This is a genomic window from Microbacterium sp. JZ31 (genome assembly GCF_016805985.1).
Lineage (GTDB): Bacteria > Actinomycetota > Actinomycetes > Actinomycetales > Microbacteriaceae > Microbacterium.
In genome coordinates this window covers 89,775-106,925 of sequence record NZ_CP017661.1, presented here as the reverse complement: position 1 = coordinate 106,925, position 17,151 = coordinate 89,775, and the positions used below count along the sequence as shown (strand labels likewise).

Annotated in this window: 18 protein-coding genes; 1 reads left to right on the top strand and 17 read right to left on the bottom strand. The window is 72.0% G+C overall.

Annotated features, from left to right (window positions below):
* Window positions 1-71 precede the first annotated feature (71 nt).
* Complete coding sequence (locus BJP60_RS00495) at window positions 72-977, bottom strand: MetQ/NlpA family ABC transporter substrate-binding protein (protein WP_203136864.1); 906 nt, start codon at window positions 975-977, stop codon at window positions 72-74.
* 107 nt (window positions 978-1,084) lie between these two features.
* The gene (locus BJP60_RS00490) at window positions 1,085-1,591 is read right to left on the bottom strand and encodes an Lrp/AsnC family transcriptional regulator (protein WP_203136863.1); all 507 of its coding nucleotides are present in this window, start codon (window positions 1,589-1,591) and stop codon (window positions 1,085-1,087) included.
* A gap of 90 nt (window positions 1,592-1,681) precedes the next feature.
* Between BJP60_RS00490 and ald the strand changes: the two genes are divergently transcribed.
* Window positions 1,682-2,782 (top strand): alanine dehydrogenase, encoded by a 1,101-nt coding sequence (gene ald / locus BJP60_RS00485; protein ID WP_203138781.1) that lies wholly within the window; start codon window positions 1,682-1,684, stop codon window positions 2,780-2,782.
* A 28-nt stretch (window positions 2,783-2,810) separates the two neighbouring features.
* Here ald and mnhG read toward each other — a convergent pair whose 3' ends face one another.
* From mnhG to hemG, 15 genes are all read right to left on the bottom strand, one after another.
* Complete coding sequence (gene mnhG, locus BJP60_RS00480; RefSeq protein WP_203136862.1) at window positions 2,811-3,140, bottom strand: monovalent cation/H(+) antiporter subunit G; 330 nt, start codon at window positions 3,138-3,140, stop codon at window positions 2,811-2,813.
* Window positions 3,140-3,409: a monovalent cation/H+ antiporter complex subunit F gene (locus BJP60_RS00475; RefSeq protein WP_203136861.1), complete on the bottom strand. Its 270-nt coding sequence runs from the start codon at window positions 3,407-3,409 to the stop codon at window positions 3,140-3,142. The genes mnhG and BJP60_RS00475 overlap by 1 nt, the downstream gene beginning before the upstream one ends.
* Window positions 3,406-3,969 carry a Na+/H+ antiporter subunit E gene (locus BJP60_RS00470; protein WP_203136860.1) on the bottom strand — a complete coding sequence of 188 codons (564 nt, stop codon included), beginning with the start codon at window positions 3,967-3,969 and terminating at the stop codon, window positions 3,406-3,408. Before BJP60_RS00470 ends, BJP60_RS00475 begins: the two co-directional genes overlap by 4 nt.
* Window positions 3,966-5,528 (bottom strand): Na+/H+ antiporter subunit D, encoded by a 1,563-nt coding sequence (locus BJP60_RS00465; RefSeq protein WP_203136859.1) that lies wholly within the window; start codon window positions 5,526-5,528, stop codon window positions 3,966-3,968. The genes BJP60_RS00470 and BJP60_RS00465 overlap by 4 nt, the downstream gene beginning before the upstream one ends.
* Window positions 5,525-6,196: a Na(+)/H(+) antiporter subunit C gene (locus tag BJP60_RS00460; protein WP_203136858.1), complete on the bottom strand. Its 672-nt coding sequence runs from the start codon at window positions 6,194-6,196 to the stop codon at window positions 5,525-5,527. The genes BJP60_RS00465 and BJP60_RS00460 overlap by 4 nt, the downstream gene beginning before the upstream one ends.
* Complete coding sequence (locus BJP60_RS00455; protein WP_203136856.1) at window positions 6,193-9,168, bottom strand: Na+/H+ antiporter subunit A; 2,976 nt, start codon at window positions 9,166-9,168, stop codon at window positions 6,193-6,195. The genes BJP60_RS00460 and BJP60_RS00455 overlap by 4 nt, the downstream gene beginning before the upstream one ends.
* A gap of 114 nt (window positions 9,169-9,282) precedes the next feature.
* Window positions 9,283-10,605, bottom strand: coding sequence for a glutamate-1-semialdehyde 2,1-aminomutase (hemL, locus tag BJP60_RS00450; RefSeq protein WP_203136854.1), 1,323 nt, complete (start codon window positions 10,603-10,605; stop codon window positions 9,283-9,285).
* 184 nt (window positions 10,606-10,789) lie between these two features.
* On the bottom strand, window positions 10,790-11,773 hold the full coding sequence (gene hemB / locus BJP60_RS00445) for a porphobilinogen synthase (RefSeq protein ID WP_203136853.1): 984 nt from the start codon (window positions 11,771-11,773) through the stop codon (window positions 10,790-10,792).
* The gene (locus BJP60_RS00440) at window positions 11,770-12,672 is read right to left on the bottom strand and encodes a uroporphyrinogen-III synthase (protein WP_203136852.1); all 903 of its coding nucleotides are present in this window, start codon (window positions 12,670-12,672) and stop codon (window positions 11,770-11,772) included. Before BJP60_RS00440 ends, hemB begins: the two co-directional genes overlap by 4 nt.
* Complete coding sequence (gene hemC, locus BJP60_RS00435) at window positions 12,669-13,694, bottom strand: hydroxymethylbilane synthase (protein WP_238439476.1); 1,026 nt, start codon at window positions 13,692-13,694, stop codon at window positions 12,669-12,671. Before hemC ends, BJP60_RS00440 begins: the two co-directional genes overlap by 4 nt.
* Entirely contained in the window at window positions 13,691-14,398 is a 708-nt protein-coding gene (hemQ, locus tag BJP60_RS00430; RefSeq protein ID WP_203136851.1) for a hydrogen peroxide-dependent heme synthase, read from the bottom strand. Before hemQ ends, hemC begins: the two co-directional genes overlap by 4 nt.
* Window positions 14,399-14,526: 128 nt before the next feature.
* Complete coding sequence (locus tag BJP60_RS00425; protein WP_203136850.1) at window positions 14,527-14,829, bottom strand: hypothetical protein; 303 nt, start codon at window positions 14,827-14,829, stop codon at window positions 14,527-14,529.
* The gene (locus tag BJP60_RS00420) at window positions 14,819-15,253 is read right to left on the bottom strand and encodes a phage holin family protein (RefSeq protein ID WP_203136849.1); all 435 of its coding nucleotides are present in this window, start codon (window positions 15,251-15,253) and stop codon (window positions 14,819-14,821) included. The genes BJP60_RS00425 and BJP60_RS00420 overlap by 11 nt, the downstream gene beginning before the upstream one ends.
* Window positions 15,250-15,594, bottom strand: a complete 345-nt coding sequence (locus tag BJP60_RS00415; protein WP_203136848.1) for a hypothetical protein — start codon at window positions 15,592-15,594, stop codon at window positions 15,250-15,252. Before BJP60_RS00415 ends, BJP60_RS00420 begins: the two co-directional genes overlap by 4 nt.
* A gap of 116 nt (window positions 15,595-15,710) precedes the next feature.
* The gene (hemG, locus tag BJP60_RS00410) at window positions 15,711-17,150 is read right to left on the bottom strand and encodes a protoporphyrinogen oxidase (RefSeq protein WP_203136847.1); all 1,440 of its coding nucleotides are present in this window, start codon (window positions 17,148-17,150) and stop codon (window positions 15,711-15,713) included.
* Window position 17,151 lies beyond the last annotated feature (1 nt).

Here is a 17,151-nt window from a genome sequence, read left to right as displayed (position 1 = left end):
GGCGCGTGCGCGAGTTCCTCCCCCGGGTGCCGTGCGGCATCCGGAAGGCTCGTGCACGCGCCTAGCGCAGGTTACTTGCTGGCGGCGAACGCTTCCTGCGTGTCGGCCAGCGACGCCTGCAGCTCCTCCGCGGGGGTGTCGGCGAGCACGGCGGTGCCGCCCGAGACCTCGAGCACGCCGTCCTGCACGTCCTGGTTGGTCTGGTAGATCTCGACGAGCCTGTTCAGCACCTCGTTGTCGGCGTCCTCGGAGCGGACCGCGAAGATGTTCACGTACGGCAGGGCCGACTCGTCCGATGCGCTGTCGACCGCGATCGCGCTCTCGGGGTCGAGACCGGCCTTGGTGACGTAGTCGTTGTTCGCGATCGAGGCGGCGACGTCCGGCAGCGAGGTGAGCGTGAGGTCGGCGGCGACCGTCTCGACGTTCACGCGCGACTCCTCCTCGATGATGTCCTCGGGCGTCGAGTAGGCGCTGCCGCCGTCCTCGAGGGCGATGAGCCCGGCCGACTGCAGCACGAGCAGGCCGCGCGCGAGGTTCGTGGCGTCGTCCGGCACCAGCACGGTCTCGCCGTCCGGGATGTCCTCGGGCGAGTCGTACTTGTCGGAGTAGAGGCCGAGCGGGTAGATCGCGGTGGCGCCGATGGGCTGAAGGTCCTCGCCGCTCTCCTCGTTGTACTGCGCGAGGAACAGGATGTGCTGGAACTGGTTGATGTCGAGGTCGCCCGCGGTCAGCGCCGGGTTCGGCTGCGAGTACTCGGTGAAGTCGACGATCTCGAGCGAGATCCCCTCCTCCTCGGCGGCCGCCTCATAGACCTCCCAGTAGGGGTCGCTCGCGCCCACGACACCGAGCTGGACCGGGTTCTCCTCGCTGCCGAGCTCGGCGCCGCCCGCGGCGGCGTCGGTGCCGGACGCGCATCCGGCGAGGGCGAGGAGGCTCACGGCGGCGAGCGGTGCGATGAGGCGGGTGGTGCGGGACATGACGGTGCTCCTTCTGGGTGCTGTCCTTCCACGCTAAGCACGTGTCGGCGAGGCGCGAATCCGAGCGACACATGACGCAACACGGGCACGGATGCCGTCCCCGTGCGTCACTGGAAGGGGGCGGCGACCGCGTTCCGGTGGTACTCGAAGATGATGCTCGTGCGCGTCGAGGCGACCGACTGCTGCGCGGAGAGGTGATCGACGACGAACCGGCGCACGTCGCTCGATCCCTCGACCGCGATGTGGACGAGGAAGTCGTCGACACCGCCCACGAAGAACAGCTGCAGCACCTCGGGAAGCCGCCTCACCTCGTCCGCAAACTGCACGATCGCGTCGTGCCGCGATCCCGGACGCAGCGTGACGCCCACGATCGCCTGCAGCCCGCGGCCCAGGCGGTTGTGGTCGACGCTCGCATGGAACCCGCGGATCACGCCGCGCTCGACGAGCGAGCGCACCCGGGTGTGGGCCGTCGACGGTGCGACGTCGAGCGCCGCCGCGAGGTCGGCGTTCGTGATGCGGCCGTCCTGCTCGAGGATCGCGACGATCCTCTCGTCCAGCTCGTCGAGCTCGGCGGGTCGCCGATTCTTCGTCGCCGGGGGCGTCGGGGATGCCATCACGAACCTCTTCCCTCGATATCCGATTGTCGTCCGAAGGATCTTCGCACAGCATCGCGAAGAAGCGAAGGAACTGCGATGCTTCCCGGCATGCGCATCGGCATCCCCACAGAGATCAAGAACCGCGAGTACCGCGTCGCCATCACGCCCGCGGGCGTGGACGCGCTCGTCGCCCACGGCCACGAGGTGCTCGTGCAGTCGGGTGCCGGCCTCGGATCGCGGATCACCGACGACGACTACGCGGCGGCCGGCGCGCGCATCGCGACCGACGCGGCCGACGTGTGGGGCGAGGCCGAGCTGCTGGTCAAGGTCAAGGAGCCCGTCGCCTCCGAGTACGGCTACCTGCGGCCCGATCTGACGCTGTTCACCTACCTGCACCTCGCCGCGGACGCACCCCTCACGCGCGCCCTGCTCGACGCCCGCACGACCGCGGTCGCCTACGAGACCGTGCAGCTTCCCGACCGCTCGCTGCCGCTGCTGATGCCGATGAGCGAGGTCGCGGGGCGGCTGTCGATCGTGGTCGGCGCCTACAACATGATGCGCGCGCAGGGTGGACGCGGCCTGCTGCCGGGCGGCATCGCCGGCACGCCGCGCGCGAAGGTCGTCGTGATCGGCGGCGGCGTCGCCGGCGAGCACGCCGCCGCGAACGCGCTGGGGCTCGGGGCGCAGGTCACGGTGCTCGACGTGTCGCTGCCGCGACTGCGCGACCTCGAGCGCCGCTACGGCGGCGCGCTGCAGACCCGCGCCTCCACGCGCTACGCCGTGGCCGAGGCGGTCGCGGACGCGGATCTCGTGATCGGCTCGGTGCTCATCCCGGGCGCCGCGGCGCCCAAGCTCGTGACGCTCGACATGGTCGCGGCGATGAAGCCGGGGTCGGTGCTCGTCGACATCGCGATCGACCAGGGCGGCTGCTTCGAGGGGTCCCGCCCCACGACGCACGACGACCCGACGTTCGCGGTGCACGACTCGCTGTACTACTGCGTCGCCAACATGCCCGGAGCGGTGCCCGACACCTCGACGCGCGCCCTGACCAACGCGACCCTGCCGTACATCCTGCAGATCGCCGACCGCGGCTGGGACGCCGCCGCCAAGGCCGATGCGGCCCTCGCGCAGGGCCTCAACGTGCGGGACGGCAGGATCGTGAACGAGGGCGTCAAGGCCGCGTTCGCGAGCTTCGCGCTCGCGCACTGAGCCCCGAGCGCGTGAGCGTGCGCCGCGCTCAGCGCTCCGCGTCGCGCAGCTCGTCCACGACGAGGCTCGCCTCGTCGATCGTGCCGTTGCGGTAGGCCTGCCGGCCGACCATGTGCGCGCCGAGCGGCGCGGTCGCGAGCTGGATCAGCACCACGGGCACGAGCGAGGCGACGACCGTCCACGACCGCAGCGACAGCGCCACCGCGACGGCGATCAGCAGCAGCCCCAGCACCTGCGGCTTCGTCGCGGCGTGCAGGCGGGACGGCACGTCGCGGAAGCGCAGCAGGCCGATGCCGGCGATCACGCACAGCAGCGCGCCGATCAGCACGAGGACGAGGGCGACGACGTCGAGAACCATCACTGATCCTTCCGCGCGACGAAGCGGGCGACCGCGATGGATCCGAAGACGCCCACCGCCGCGATGATCAGCATGATGGGGATCGACCGGGTGTGCTGGTTGACCACCATCTCGGCGCCCAGGATGCACAGCACCTCGGTCAGCAGCACGTCGCTCGCGACCGCGCGATCGAGGATCGACGGGCCCACCACGATCCGGACGATCGTGAGCACGGCGGCGATCGCGAACGCGACGAGGATCACGCCGATCAGGACGGTCTCGATGGTCATCGCGCCGCCTCCGTCCGCGGGCTCTTCAGCGCGGCGAGCTCCGTGCGCGAGCCGACCGCGCGCACGATGCGCTCCTCCCACACCAGCACGTGGCGGCGCTGTCTGTCGGCGTCGGCCTGATCGCGGATGCCGAGCACGTGCAGGTAGAGGATGCGCCGCTCGCGGTCGGCCTCGATGATGAGCGATCCGGGGATGAGCGACGACGTCACGGCGACGTGGCTCATGATCAGGTCGGCGTCGGTGCGCAGCTGCACGGCGATGACGCCGGAGGTCGTGGCGCCGGGACGGAGCGCCTGCCACGCGACCGTGACCGCGCCGCGGACCAGTTCGCCGAGGAACAGCAGCACGAACACGAGGCCGTACCAGAGGTTGATGCGGCCCGACAGCTCCGCCGTGGGCAGGTGGAACACCTTCGTGACGCCCACCGCGACGGCCACGCCCGTGACCGCGGCGAGCACCGTGAACTGGCCCCACAGCATCATCCAGAGCACGACGAGCCACAGGAAGAACGGCAGCTGGTTCCAGAATCGGAGCAGGGCGGATCGGCGGTCGGGGGTCATGACGACTCCTCCACCTGGCCGAGGTCGATGAGCGAGACGGGCTCGAGCAGCGCCGATCCGATCCGGTCGCAGATCTCGTAGAGCGGCCCCGCGAACACCGTCAGCCCGACCGAGACCGCGACCATCCCCATCGTCGCGGCGGTCATGATGCGCGGGATCACGCGCCGCTCGCTGACCTCGTCGGCCGCCGGCGCGGCACCCAGGTGCTGGATGCGCGCCTCGGTCTCGATCGAGTCGTCCTCCTCGCGCCAGAACGAGAGGTTCCACGCGCGCATGAGGGCGTACAGCGTGAGCAGCGACGTCACGATGCCGCCCGCGATCAGGGTGTACATCAGCGGCGTGCCCACCTGGGCCGCCGCGTCGAACAGCGCGAACTTGCCGATGAAGCCGGAGAAGGGCGGCAGCCCGCCGAGGTTCAGGGCCGGGATGAGGTACAGCGCGGCGATCAGCGGCGCGGCCCCGAACAGTCCCTTCACCTTCAAGATGGACGTGCTTCCGGCGCGCCGCTCGATGAGCCCCACCGCGAGGAAGAGCGTCGTCTGCACCACGATGTGGTGGACCATGTAGTAGATCGTCGCGCCGATGGCGGCCTCGGTCACGATCGCGAGGCCGAAGACCATGTAGCCCACGTGGCTCACGAGCGTGAAGGACAGGATGCGCTTGAGCTCGGCTTGGGCGACGGCGCCCAGCACGCCGACGATCATCGTCGCGAGCGCCACGACGAGCAGCAGCACGTTGATGTCGTTGTCCGGGAACAGCTGCGTCTCGGTGCGGATCAGCGCGTACACGCCGACCTTCGTCAGCAGGCCCGCGAACACGGCCGTGACGGGGGCGGGGGCCGTCGGATACGAGTCGGGCAGCCAGAACGACAGCGGGAACACGGCCGCCTTCACGCTGAAGGCGACGAGCAGCAGCAGGTGCAGCACGAGCTGCACGTTGTCGGGCAGCTCGCTCATCCGCTCGGCGATCTGCGCCATGTTCACCGTGCCGAGGGCGCCGTAGATCACCGCGACGGCCGAGAGGAAGAGGATCGACGACACCAGCGACACGACGATGTACACGACGCCCGTGCGGATGCGCGACTCGGTGCTGCCGAGCGTGATCAGCACGTACGACGCCACGAGCAGCATCTCGAAGCCGACGTAGAGGTTGAACAGGTCGCCCGCGATGAACGCGTCGAAGATGCCGGCGGCCAGGATCAGGTACGTCGGGTGGAAGATCGACACGGGGGTGTCGTCGTCCCCGTCCGCCGCTCCCTGGCCGACCGAGAACAGCAGGACCGCGAGCAGCACGACGCTCGAGACCGCGACGAGCAGCGCCGCGAGCCGATCGACGTACAGGACGATGCCGAACGGCAGCGGCCAGCCGGCCACCGTTACGGCGAGCGGCGTGCCCGCGTCGACGATCACGAACATCGCGACCGCGAGGGCGAACGTCAGCGCGAGCGTGCTGATCGACACGCCGACCTGCAGGCGCCGACGGTGTCCCGCGACCAGCGTGACCGCGGCGCCGATGAGCGGCAGCCCCACGACGAGCGGCACGAGGAGGCTCGGGGTCATGATCGGTCCCCCTCTTCCTCGGTGCTCTGGTCGTCGGATCCGGTCGCGGCTTCCGGTCGGGATGCGGACCCTGGCCCGGTTGCGGATCCCGGTTCGGAGGGGGATCCCGGTTCCGATCCGGATTGCGGATCGGACGCGTCGCGCCATCCGGTCCCGGGTCGCGGCCTGTCCACGGGCGCGTCGGGCAGCAGCCCGAGCCCGTCGGCGCCGTCGAGCGCACGCAGGGGCGCCGCGACCGCGTCGATGAAGTCGGTCGTGGCGTCGTCGCCCTCGCCCTCGGAGAGCGCGCGCTCGGCCTCGGCCGCGCGGGCGCGCAGCGACAGGTCCTCGGTGTCGTCCTCGACCGTGTCGGCCTGGCCGAGCTGCCACGAGCGGTAGATCAGCGCGAGCAGGAAGGCGCTGACCGCGAACGTGATCACGATCGCCGTGAGCATGAGCGCCTGCGGCAGCGGATCGCTGCGCGGCCCGCGCTCCCCCGCGTACTCGGCCTCGCCCGCGAAGGGCGCGACGCCCGGGTACCCCATCACGATCATCAGCAGCAGGTTGGTGGCGTTGCCGAGCAGCAGGAAGCCGATCAGCACGCGCGTCAGGCTGCGTTCGAGCATCGCATAGACGCCGGCGGCGTACAGCACGGCCATCACGATCACGAGGGTGAGGGAGACGCTCATCGGATCCCCTCCTCGCGCGGCGCGCTCGCCCGCCAGGGCGTCTCGTCGCCCTTGCTCTGCCTGTCCACCTCGGCGCCGAGGCTGCGCAGCACATCGAGCACGAGTCCGATCACCACGAGGTACACGCCGACGTCGAAGATCGTCGACGTCACGAACTCGATGTGCCCGACGAGCGGCAGATCGGCCTCCAGCACCGCGCGCGTGAGCGGGTCGAAGCCGAACACGAGCGGCAGCAGGGTCGTGCCCACCGCGAGGAGCATGCCGGTGCCGAGCAGCCATCCGGCGTCGGTCGGGGCCGCGACGCCGAGTTCGTACCTGCCGCCCGCGACGTAGCGCATCACGAGCGCCATGCCCGCGACGAGGCCGCCCGCGAAGCCGCCGCCGGGCAGGTTGTGACCCGCGAAGAGCAGGTAGATCGACACCACGATGATCGTGTGGAACAGGATCCGCACGATCACCTCGAGGATGATCGAGCGGGACTCCGCGCTGAGCTTCTGCCCGCCGACGAGCCACGCGCGCGGCTGCTCGCGGTTGCCCGCGTTCTGCACCTCGATGCCGCCCGTGGTCTCGACGAGCGGGCGACGCGGGGCGCCGAGCCGCTGGCTGCGCGACGGGCGGCCGACGCCGCTGAGGCCGCGCGTCAGACGCTGGAGGGTGTCCTTGCGGTCGGTCACGAACACGAGCGACGCGACGCCCGTGGCCGCGAGGATCAGCACCGACAGCTCGCCCATCGTGTCCCAGCCGCGCAGGTCGACGAGGGCGACGTTCACGACGTTCTTGCCGTGCCCGATCTCGTACGCGAGCTCCTCCCAGCCCTCCGAGACCGACGAGTGGATGCGCGCGCTCGACGCGATCACGACGAGCACGGCCATCGTGATGCCGACCGCGGCGGCGAGCACGGCCCGCAGCACGGGGGCGGCCGTGCCGTTGTGCGCGCCCATGCGGGACGGCAGGCGACGCAGCACGAGGGCGAAGGCGACGAGCGTGACGGTCTCGACGAGCACCTGCGTGAGGGCGAGGTCCGGCGCACCGACCACGGCGAAGAGCGTGACCATGCCGAGCCCCGTGACGGCCGCGAGCACCACGCCCGTGTAGCGCTTGCGCGCGCGGACCGCGATCACGCCGGCGGCGATCATGACCGGCGCCGCCGCGAGCTGGGCCGGGTGCTGCCATGCGTCGAGCTCCACGCGCCAGCCCGGCGAGGCGAGCAGCGCGACGCCCTCGCTCGCCACCAGCACGACGAAGATCGTCGCGACGTAGATCGGCAGGGAGCCGCGCTGGGTCAGCGAGGTCACCGCGACAGACAGCCTGTCGACACCGCGCGTGACCGCGTAGTACATGTCGGCCGCGCCGAAGCGCACGACGCGGCCGCTCGCGTCCCATCCCGTCGCACGCGCGATCCACAGGATGGCCGCGCCGCCCGCGAGCGTGACGGCCGACAGCAGCAGCGCGAAGTTGAGGCCGTGCCACAGCGCCAGGTGGCCCTCGTGCGCGGCGACGGGCGCGATGCCCGCCGCGGTGTCGGCGTACGGCGCGATCACGGTGTCGAGCAGCGGGGCGACGAGGCCGCCCGCGAGGCCGAGCGCGGAGAGCACGAGCGGCACGCCGAGGAAGCCGATGGGCGGGTCGGGCCACTCGGTGCGGCCGCGCACGGAACCGTCCGCGGCGCGCTTGGTCCAGAAGGCGCCCCACAGGAACCGGCCGCCGTATGCCACCGTGAGCATGGAGCCGACGACGATCCCGACGAGCGCGAGCACGCCCCATCCGTCGCCCGCTCCGGACGCGTCCAGGAACGCGGTCAGCGCACCCTCCTTCGCCACGAAGCCCAGCGTGGGCGGCAGCCCCGCCATGGAGGCGATCGCGACGAAGGAGATCACGGCCATGACCGGCGCCTGCCGGCCGAGGCCCGACAGCTCGTCGATGTCGCGCGTGGAGAGCTGGCGGTCGATCACGCCGACCACCAGGAACAGCGTCGACTTGAACAGCGCGTGGGCGAGCACGAGCGCGAGACCGGCGAGCGCCGCGTCGCGCGTGCCGTAGCCGATGACGACGGAGATGAAGCCGAGCTGGCTCACCGTGCCGAACGCGAGGATGCGCTTCAGGTCGCTCTCGCGCAACGCCTGCACCCCGCCGAGCAGCATCGTGAAGACGCCGAGGATCACGATCACGGGGCGCCAGGGATCCGACTCCGCGAAGACCGGCGCGAAGCGCGCGAGCAGGTAGATGCCCGCCTTCACCATCGCGGCGGCGTGCAGGTACGCGCTCACGGGCGTGGGCGCGGCCATCGCACCCGGCAGCCAGAAGTGGAACGGGAAGATCGCGGATTTGCTGAGCGCACCGACGAGCAGCAGCACGAGCGCGACGTTCACGAGCGGTCCGCTCGGCGCGTGCTCCAGGATGCCGCTGAGGCTCGTGGTGTCGGCCTCGACCGCGAGGATCACCACGCCGATCAGCATCACGAGCCCGCCGAGGGTCGTGACGAGCAGCGCCTGCAGGGCCGCGCGCCGGCTTCCCGCACGCAGGTGGTAGTGCCCGATCAGCAGGTACGACAGGATGCTCGTGATCTCCCAGAACATCACGAGCATCACGATGTCGTCGGTCAGCACCACGCCGTACATGGCGCCGGCGAACGCGAGCAGCACGCTCGAGAAGCGCCCGACGCCCTCGGTCTTGCCGCGGAAGTACCAGCGGCAGTACATCATCACGAGCGCGCCGACCCCGCTGACGATGAGCGCCATGACCCAGCCGAGCGTGTCCATGCGCATCGAGATCTCGATGCCGAGCGGGCGGATCCACTCGTATGCCTCGAACGGGATGTCCCCCTCGAGCACACGGCCGCTCATCCACACGGCGTGCACGAGCGCCGCGAGCGGGAACAGCGCCGCGACGTAGAACACCCGCGCGCCGAGCGGCTTCGTCAGGAGCGTCAGCAGCAGGGACCCGGTGGCGAACGAAAGAAGGAGAAGCAGCATGGGCGTCTCCTCTGGCTCGTCGGGCGTAAGCGGCGGCTCAGCGGGCGGGAAGGGTGTCCATCGAGTCTACCCGGGCATGTTCATGCCTCGGGTCGTACGGTCGCCGGTCCGGGCTCAGCCCTGCGCCAGCGCCGCCGCGCGGGCGGCCGCGGGCAGCGCGTCGGCGATGCGCGCCAGCGCGTCGTCGTCGTGCGCGGCCGTGAGGAACCACGCCTCGAACACGCTGGGCGGCAGCGCCACGCCCGCGTCCAGCATGGCGTGGAAGAACGGGCGGTAGCGGAACGCCTCCTGCGCCTTCGCGGCGGGGTAGTCGCGCGGCGCTTCGGGCGCGAACACGGGATTGAACAGGCTGCCGGCCCGCGAGATCGCGTGCTCGACGCCCTCGGCCGCGAGAGCCGCCGACACCTCGAGAGCGACCCGGTCGGCGGCCGCGTCGACCGTCGCGTAGACGTCGGGCGTGGCGAGGCGCAGCGTCGCGATCCCCGCGGCGACGGAGAGCGGGTTCCCCGACAGGGTGCCCGCCTGGTAGACGGGCCCGACCGGGGCGAGCTGCTCCATGACGGCCGCCTTGCCGCCGAGCGCAGCCAGCGGCATGCCGCCGCCGATGACCTTGCCGAACGTGATGATGTCGGGCTCGTACCGCTCGCCCGCCTCGACCTGCAGGCCCCAGTATCCGGCCGGCCCCACGCGGAAGCCCGTGAGCACCTCGTCGAGGATCAGCAGCGCGCCGTGCTCGTGGGCGATCGCCGCGAGCCCCGCGTTGTAGCCGTCCTGCGGGCGCACGACGCCCATGTTCGCGGGCGCGGCCTCCACGATGATCGCGGCGATCTGGTCGCCGCGCTCGGCGAAGATCGCGCGCACGGCCTCGAGGTCGCCGTAGGGGGCGACGAGCGTCTGCGCCGCGATCGGCGCCGGCACGCCCGCCGTGCCCGGCAGCGCGAGCGTCGCCAGGCCGGATCCGGCCGCCGCCAGCAGCCCGTCCGAGTGGCCGTGGTAGTTGCCGTCGAACTTGATCAGCAGGTCGCGGCCCGTGACGCCGCGTGCGAGCCGGATGGCCGTCATGGTCGCCTCGGTGCCGGTCGACACCAGGCGCACCTGCTCGACGGGCTTCAGACCGCCGGCGGTCACGCGGTCGGTCACGAGATCCGCGAGCTCGACCTCGGCCTCCGTCGGCGCGCCGAACGACAGCCCGCGCGTGGCGGCGTCGCGCACCGCCTCGACGACCTCCGGATGCGCGTGCCCGAGCAGCGCGGGTCCCCACGAGGCGACGAGGTCGACGTACTCGCGCCCCGCCGCGTCGGTGACGTGCGCGCCTCGCGCCGACTGCACGAACCGCGGCGTCCCGCCGACGGATCCGTACGCCCGCACGGGCGAGTTCACGCCTCCGGGGATCACTTCCCGGGCGTGGGCGAACAGGTCGTCGTTGCGATCGCGCATGCACCCATTCTCTCGCGCGCCGCCTGTGCCCGCGCCGCGCGGAGGTGGATCATCCCGTCGTGTGGCGGGCGTCGGGCGGTCGCCCGCAAGACCTCACCGCGAAGCGAGATCTCACCCACCGCACGAGTCATCACCGAGCGGCGATGTCTCGTGGCGCGCGTGAGGTCTCGCGGACCGGGAGGGCCTACAGCTCCGCGCGCAGCCAGCCGGCGGCGTCGACCGCCCAGTAGGTCAGGATCGCGTCCGCGCCCGCGCGGCGGATGCCCAGCAGCGACTCCAGGATGGCGCCGCGCCGGTCGATCCAGCCGTTCGCGCTCGCGGCCTCGATCATCGAGTACTCGCCGGAGACCTGGTAGGCCCACACCGGGACGTCGACCGACGCGCGCACGTCGGCGAGCACGTCGAGGTACGGCAGCGCCGGCTTCACCATGACGATGTCGGCGCCCTCCTCGACGTCGAGCAGGGCCTCCTTCACGCCCTCGCGGCCGTTGCCGGGATCCAGCTGGTAGGTGCGGCGGTCGCCCTTCAGCTGCGAGTCGACGGCCTCGCGGAACGGGCCGTAGAACGCGCCGGCGTACTTCGCCGAGTACGCCAGGATCAGCGTGTCGGTGAAGCCCTCGGCATCGAGCGCGTCGCGCACCGCGGCGACCTGGCCGTCCATCATGCCGGACAGGCCGAGCAGCGTGGATCCGGCCCGCGCCTGGGCCACGCCCATCGAGGCGTAGCGCTCGAGCGTGGCGTCGTTGTCGACCGCGCCGTCCGCGCGGAGCACGCCGCAGTGCCCGTGGTCGGTGAACTCGTCCAGGCACAGGTCGGTCTGCACGACGAGGGCGTCGCCCACCTCGGCCGTGACGGCCTCCGTCGCGACGTTCAGGATGCCGCGCGGGTCGTCCGCGCCGGAACCGGTCGCATCGCGCGTTGCCGGCACGCCGAACAGCATGACGCCGCCGACGCCGGCCTCCGCCGCCGCCGTGGCGGCGCGCCGCAGCGAGTCGAGCGTGTGCTGCTGCACCCCCGGCATGGAGGAGATGGCCGAGGGTTCGGAGATGCCCTCGCGCACGAACATCGGCAGCACGAGCTGCGACGGCACCAGGTGGGTCTCGCGCACCAGCCTGCGCACCGCGGGCGACTGACGCAGCCGGCGCGGGCGGTGGGTGGGGAAGCTCATCGAGACGACTCCTGCCGATTGTCGGCGACGGTCTCGATCACCCCGGTCGGTGCGGGGTCGACGCGGATGGAGCCGGTCGTGACGGGCCCGGTCGCCGGGATCGCGAGCGCCTCGGGCGACGGCTCGGGCACCGGGATGCTCTCGAGCGCGGCGATCAGCGAGTCGATCGTCTGCTCGGGCGCGATGAGCTGGATCGGCAGGCCGATCTGCTCGGCGTCATAGGCCGTGCGCGGCCCGATGGCGGCGATGACCGTGCGATCCGCGATGTGCGGGAACTGCTCGCGCACCTGCTCGGCGACGGATCCGGACGTCACGAGGATCGCGTTGATCCGGCCGGTCACCACATCGCGGATGACCGTGTCCTTCGCCGGGACGCCCACCGTGCGGTAGGCGACGACGCTGCGCACGTCATGTCCCGCATCGATCAGCATCTCGGTGAGCACGGGCTTGGCGATCTCGCTGCGCAGCGTGAGGATGCGTCGCGGCTCCGGCTCGAGGCCGTTCATCTGGCGCGCCATCCCGGCGGCCGAGTTGTCGCTCTCGGGGACCAGGTCGACGCGATAGCCCATCGCGCTCAGCGCGGCGGCGGTGGTCTCGCCGACCGCCGCGACCTTCGTCGCCTCCGGGATCTTCGCGTCGTACGCGTACAGCACGTCGACCGTCGTGGCGCTCGTCACCGTGACCCAGTCGAAGCGTCCGGCCGCGAGGTCCGCGAGCGCGGCCTCGAGCGTCGCCGAGTCGTCTGTCGGGGCGAAGTTGATCAGCGGAGCGATCACCGGAACGGCGCCCTGCGACCGCAGCGTGGCCGCGACCGCGTCGCCCCAGGGACCCCCGCGGGGCACGAGGACGCGCCAACCGGTCAGAGGCTTCTCCGGACGATGTGTGGAAGCTGTGTTCATGAGGGTGACTCTCGGGATACGAGGTCGGCCGCCCCACGTTCGAGCAGCCGACGCGCGATACCGGATCCGATATCGCGTGCGTGGTCGATCTGATCCACGCCATCGGCAGCACCCGCACCGTTGCCGCTGCCCTGCCGACGAATATACCCCTGTCCGGGCGTGTCGGCCGACACGGCCAGAATCAGCTCCTCCTCGACGATCCGCTCGCCCGCGACCCCGTACACGGCGGCGCGCACGTGCACCTCGTCGCCCTCGAACCTCGCGTGCACGCCCACGGGAGCGTGACATCCGGCCTCGATGCCGGCGAGCACGGCGCGCTCCACCGTCACGGCGAAGCGCGTGCGCGGGTCGTCCAGGCGCGCGAGCGCGGCGAGGAGATCCGGATCGGCGTCCGCCCGGGTCTCCACCGCGAGCGCACCCTGCCCCGCCGCGGTGGGCCACGCGTCCAGGTCGCGGTGCTCGTACTGCAGCGGCGTCTCGGGCCCGAGCCGGTCGAGCCCGGCGGCGGCCAGCACGATCGCCGACAGCTCGCCGTCCACCACGCGCTGCATGCGCGAGTCGACGTTGCCGCGCAGGTCGTGGATCTCGAGCTGCGGGTGCGCACGCAGGGCCTGCGCGATCCGGCGCGGCGACCCGGTGCCGACGAGTGATCCGGCCGGCAGCCGCTCGAGCGGCGTGCCGTCGCGCGTCAGGATGACGTCGCGTGCGTCGGCGCGCACGGGCGTCGCGGCGATCACGAATCCGTCGGGCTGTGCGGTCGGCAGGTCCTTGAGCGAGTGCACGAGCAGGTCGCACTCGCCCGCCGCGAGCGCCTCGCGCAGCCGCGTCGCGAACACGCCCGTGCCGCCCAGCTGCGAGAGGGATCCGCGGTTCGTGTCGCCCTCGGACACGATCTGCACGAGCTCGACGGTGCGGCCGGAGACCTCCTCGAGCGCGCGGGCGACGTGACCCGACTGGGTCATCGCGAGGGCGCTGCGACGGGTGCCCAGCCGGATCGGCGCGTCGGCCGCGATGGAGGTCACTGCAGGATCTCGGCGATCTCGGAGATGTCGACGCGGCGGCCGGTGAAGAACGGCACCTCCTCGCGCACGTGGCGGCGCGCCTCGGTGTAGCGCAGCTCGCGCATCATGTCGACGAGGTCCGTCAGCTCGTCGGCCTCCATCGGCAGCATCCACTCGTAGTCGCCGAGTGCGAACGACGCCATGGTGTTGGCCGTGACGCCGCGGAAGGCCGCGCCCTTCACGCCGTGGTCGCGCAGCATCGCGCTGCGCTCCTCCTCCGGGAGCAGGTACCACTCGTAGCTGCGCACGAACGGGTAGACGGTGAGCCACTGCTTCGCCGCGATGCCGCGCAGATAGCCCGGCACGTGGCGCTTGTTGAACTCCGCATCCCGGTGCACCGCCATGGCGTTCCACGTCGGCAGCAGCGGGGCGAGCAGGTCGGTGCGGCGCAGGCGCCGCACGGCGCGCTGCAGGTCCTGGGCGACCGGGCCGTGCAGCCAGACCATCAGGTCGGCGTCGGCGCGCAGTCCGCTGACGTCGTAGAAGCCGCGGACGGTCACACCGCCGTCCGCCAGGAACGACACGATGTTCTCCAACTCGATCGCGTCGGCCTCGCCGACGGGACGTGCGGGGTCTCGCCGCCAGACGGCCCACAGGCTGTAGTTGTCTCCGGAGATCCCGGGCTCAGCGGACGCGTCGGATGCAGCATGGTGCGGGTCAGCCATGTCTCCATCCTCCCCCTCGGGCCCGCGGAGGCAAAACGCGGCAGATCACGACGGTGTCTCACTTCCCGGGCACAGCGAACGGCTCCCTCCGGGCGCAGACCCGGGGGAGCCGTCGGCGCGTGCGCGGCTCAGCGTGCGACGAGTCGGGCGATGCCCCAGATCGCGGTTCCCACCGCGACCGCGACGCCCACCGCCGCGACGAGCGCCGCCACCGGCTCCCGCTCGGCGAACGCGCGGGCCTGCACGGTGCCGGCCTCGATCTTCTCCGAGGCCCGTGCGGGCAGGTTCGCCTTGTGCTCGATCGCGGCGAGCGCGGCCTTCAGCTCGGCGCGGGCGTGCTCGACCGGATCGGTGATGCCGCTCGGCACCACGGTCTTGGACACCGCCGCAGCGGGCGTCGAGCTTGTGTAGCGGACGGCGTCAGTACTCACTCGCGGCCTCCTTCACGATCTGCACGTCGGCCTTCGCGGCCTCCATGGGATTCTCGCGCTTGCCGATGCGTCGGTAGAAGACCAGGCCGACGAGGCCTGCCGCGACCGCCAGCAGGATGCCCACGCCCATCACGATCAGCGCGGCCGCCCACACGGGAAGCCACAGCGACAGCAGCGCCGTGAGGAAGACGAGGAACATCGGCACGACCCACGCGATGAAGAACAGCGCGATGAACATCATGCCGGTGCCGATGCCCGCGTCCTTCGCGGTCTTGCCGAGCCAGCCCTTGATCGCGTTGAACTCCGCGACGATCAGGTTCTTGACCAGCTGCGGCACGTCGCCGATGAGCGTGAACAGCCCGTCGTCGGCGCGGTCGCGCACGGGCGAGGCCCAGCCGTCCGGGCGGGGCTGCTGCGTGGTCATTTCGTGTCAGCCACCTTCGTGACGTCCGTCTCGCCCGCCTTCTTCACGTCGTCCGCGGCGTCCTTGGTGGCGCCCAGCGCGGCGTCGAGCTTGCTCCCCGGCGTGCCCTGCTTGTTCACGGCCTTGACGACGCCGACGGCGCCGTTCCAGGCGGCGCGGGGAAGGGCCATGGCGCTCGACGTCGCGAACTGCTTCGCCTTGCCCACCTGCTCCTGCACAGGGTCCATGTTCCAGACCTTGAGAGCCTGCGTCTTGATCTGCTCGTAGCGCTCACGGCCTGCGCGTGTGCCGAGCACGTAGCCCGCACCGAGGCCGATCACGAGTCCCAACTTGCCCCGCATGGGTTCTCCTCACGTCGTCGTTCTCGTGCTGCACGTTCGAGAGTAGCGGCGTATGCCGGATCCGGCATCCGGTTGCGATCGGCCGCGTCAGCCGGTAAAAGCGGGTGACGCGCGGCTCAGCCGAAGAGCGCCCCGCGGCGGACGCGATCCGCCTCGTCGCGCGCGTCCGGCACGACCTGAGCGAGGCCCGTCCCGGCGAGCCAGGCGCCGACCGCGCCGAGCGCGGGAACCGCGCGGATGGCGGTGCGCGTGCGCTCCGTCGCCTCGCGCAGACCGATCGTCGCCGCGGGCTGCGACTGCGCGTAGCGCTCGATCGCGAAGCCGCGCAGCCGCGAGCGCGTCAGCGGGACGCCGAGCATCGCGCTCGCCTCCTCGACCGCGAGCGCCGCGATCTGCTCGTCCGACATCCCGTCGGTCACGGGCGGCTCGCCCTGGGAGCCGAACGAGACGCGCACGACGTGGCGGCCGGATCCGGCACGCTCGGCGATCCAGCCCCACTTGGCGGTCGCGTGCGTCAGCGCCTTGGCGCGGAACGATCCGGGCACGGTGAGCACGCCCGTGCCGCGCGGGGCCGCGTCGAGCGAGGGCGCCGCGAGGACGAGGGTGACGACGTGGACGACCGGGCCGGGGACGGCCGGCTCGGCCGCGAGGCTTTCGACGTGCGGCGCGAGCAGGCGCCGCGCGGGGCCCTCCTCCGTCGCGACGACCACGACGTCCGCGTCCGCGCTCTCCTCGGCGGAGAGGATGCGCCATCCGTCGGCGGTGCGCTCGATCGCGTCGACCGGGAAGCCGGTGCGCAGCTCGACGCCCTGCGCGCGCAGCGCCGCGGCGAGCGCGTCGACGAGCCGGCCCATCCCGCCGTCGAGGCCGAGCACGGCCGAGCCCGGTGCGCGTCCCTCGCGCGGTGCCGACAGCTCGGCGACCGCGCCGGTGAGCGAGCCCGCCCGCGTGAGCGCGGCGTTCAGCCCCGGGGCGGCGATGTCGGGATCGATGTCGTCGGGGCGCGCGGAGTAGACGCCGCTCGTGACGGGGGCGACGAGCCGGTCGAGCACGGCCGACCCCAGACGCGAGCGGACCAGGCGGCCGAGACTCCGCTCGTGACCGATCGTCAGCGGCGGCCGCAGGCGGTCGAGGTACGCGCGCCACGCGCCGCCCCAGCCGATCACCCGGCGTACGTCGTCGGCGAAGGGGTTGGCGGGGATGCCGAGGATCCCGCCCTTGGGCAGCGGCGCGGCCTTGCCTCCGGGGAGACCGGCGATCCAGGCGCCGGCGCGGTTCGGCTCGACCACTGCGTCCGCGAGCCCGAGCTCGTCGATCAGCGTGCGCACGTGACCGCCGCGCGTGGCGAAGCTCTCGGCGCCGAGATCGAGCGGGATGCCGTCGACCTCCCCCGCGCGGATCGCCCCGCCCAGCCGGCCGGAGGCCTCCAGAACCGTGACCGTCATGCCCACCTTGGCGAACTCGCGCGCCGCGATCAGGCCCGCGACGCCGCCGCCGATCACCGCGGCGCGCGTGCCGTGCGCGTGCGCGAACAGCTTCCCGAGGTCGTCCGTCATC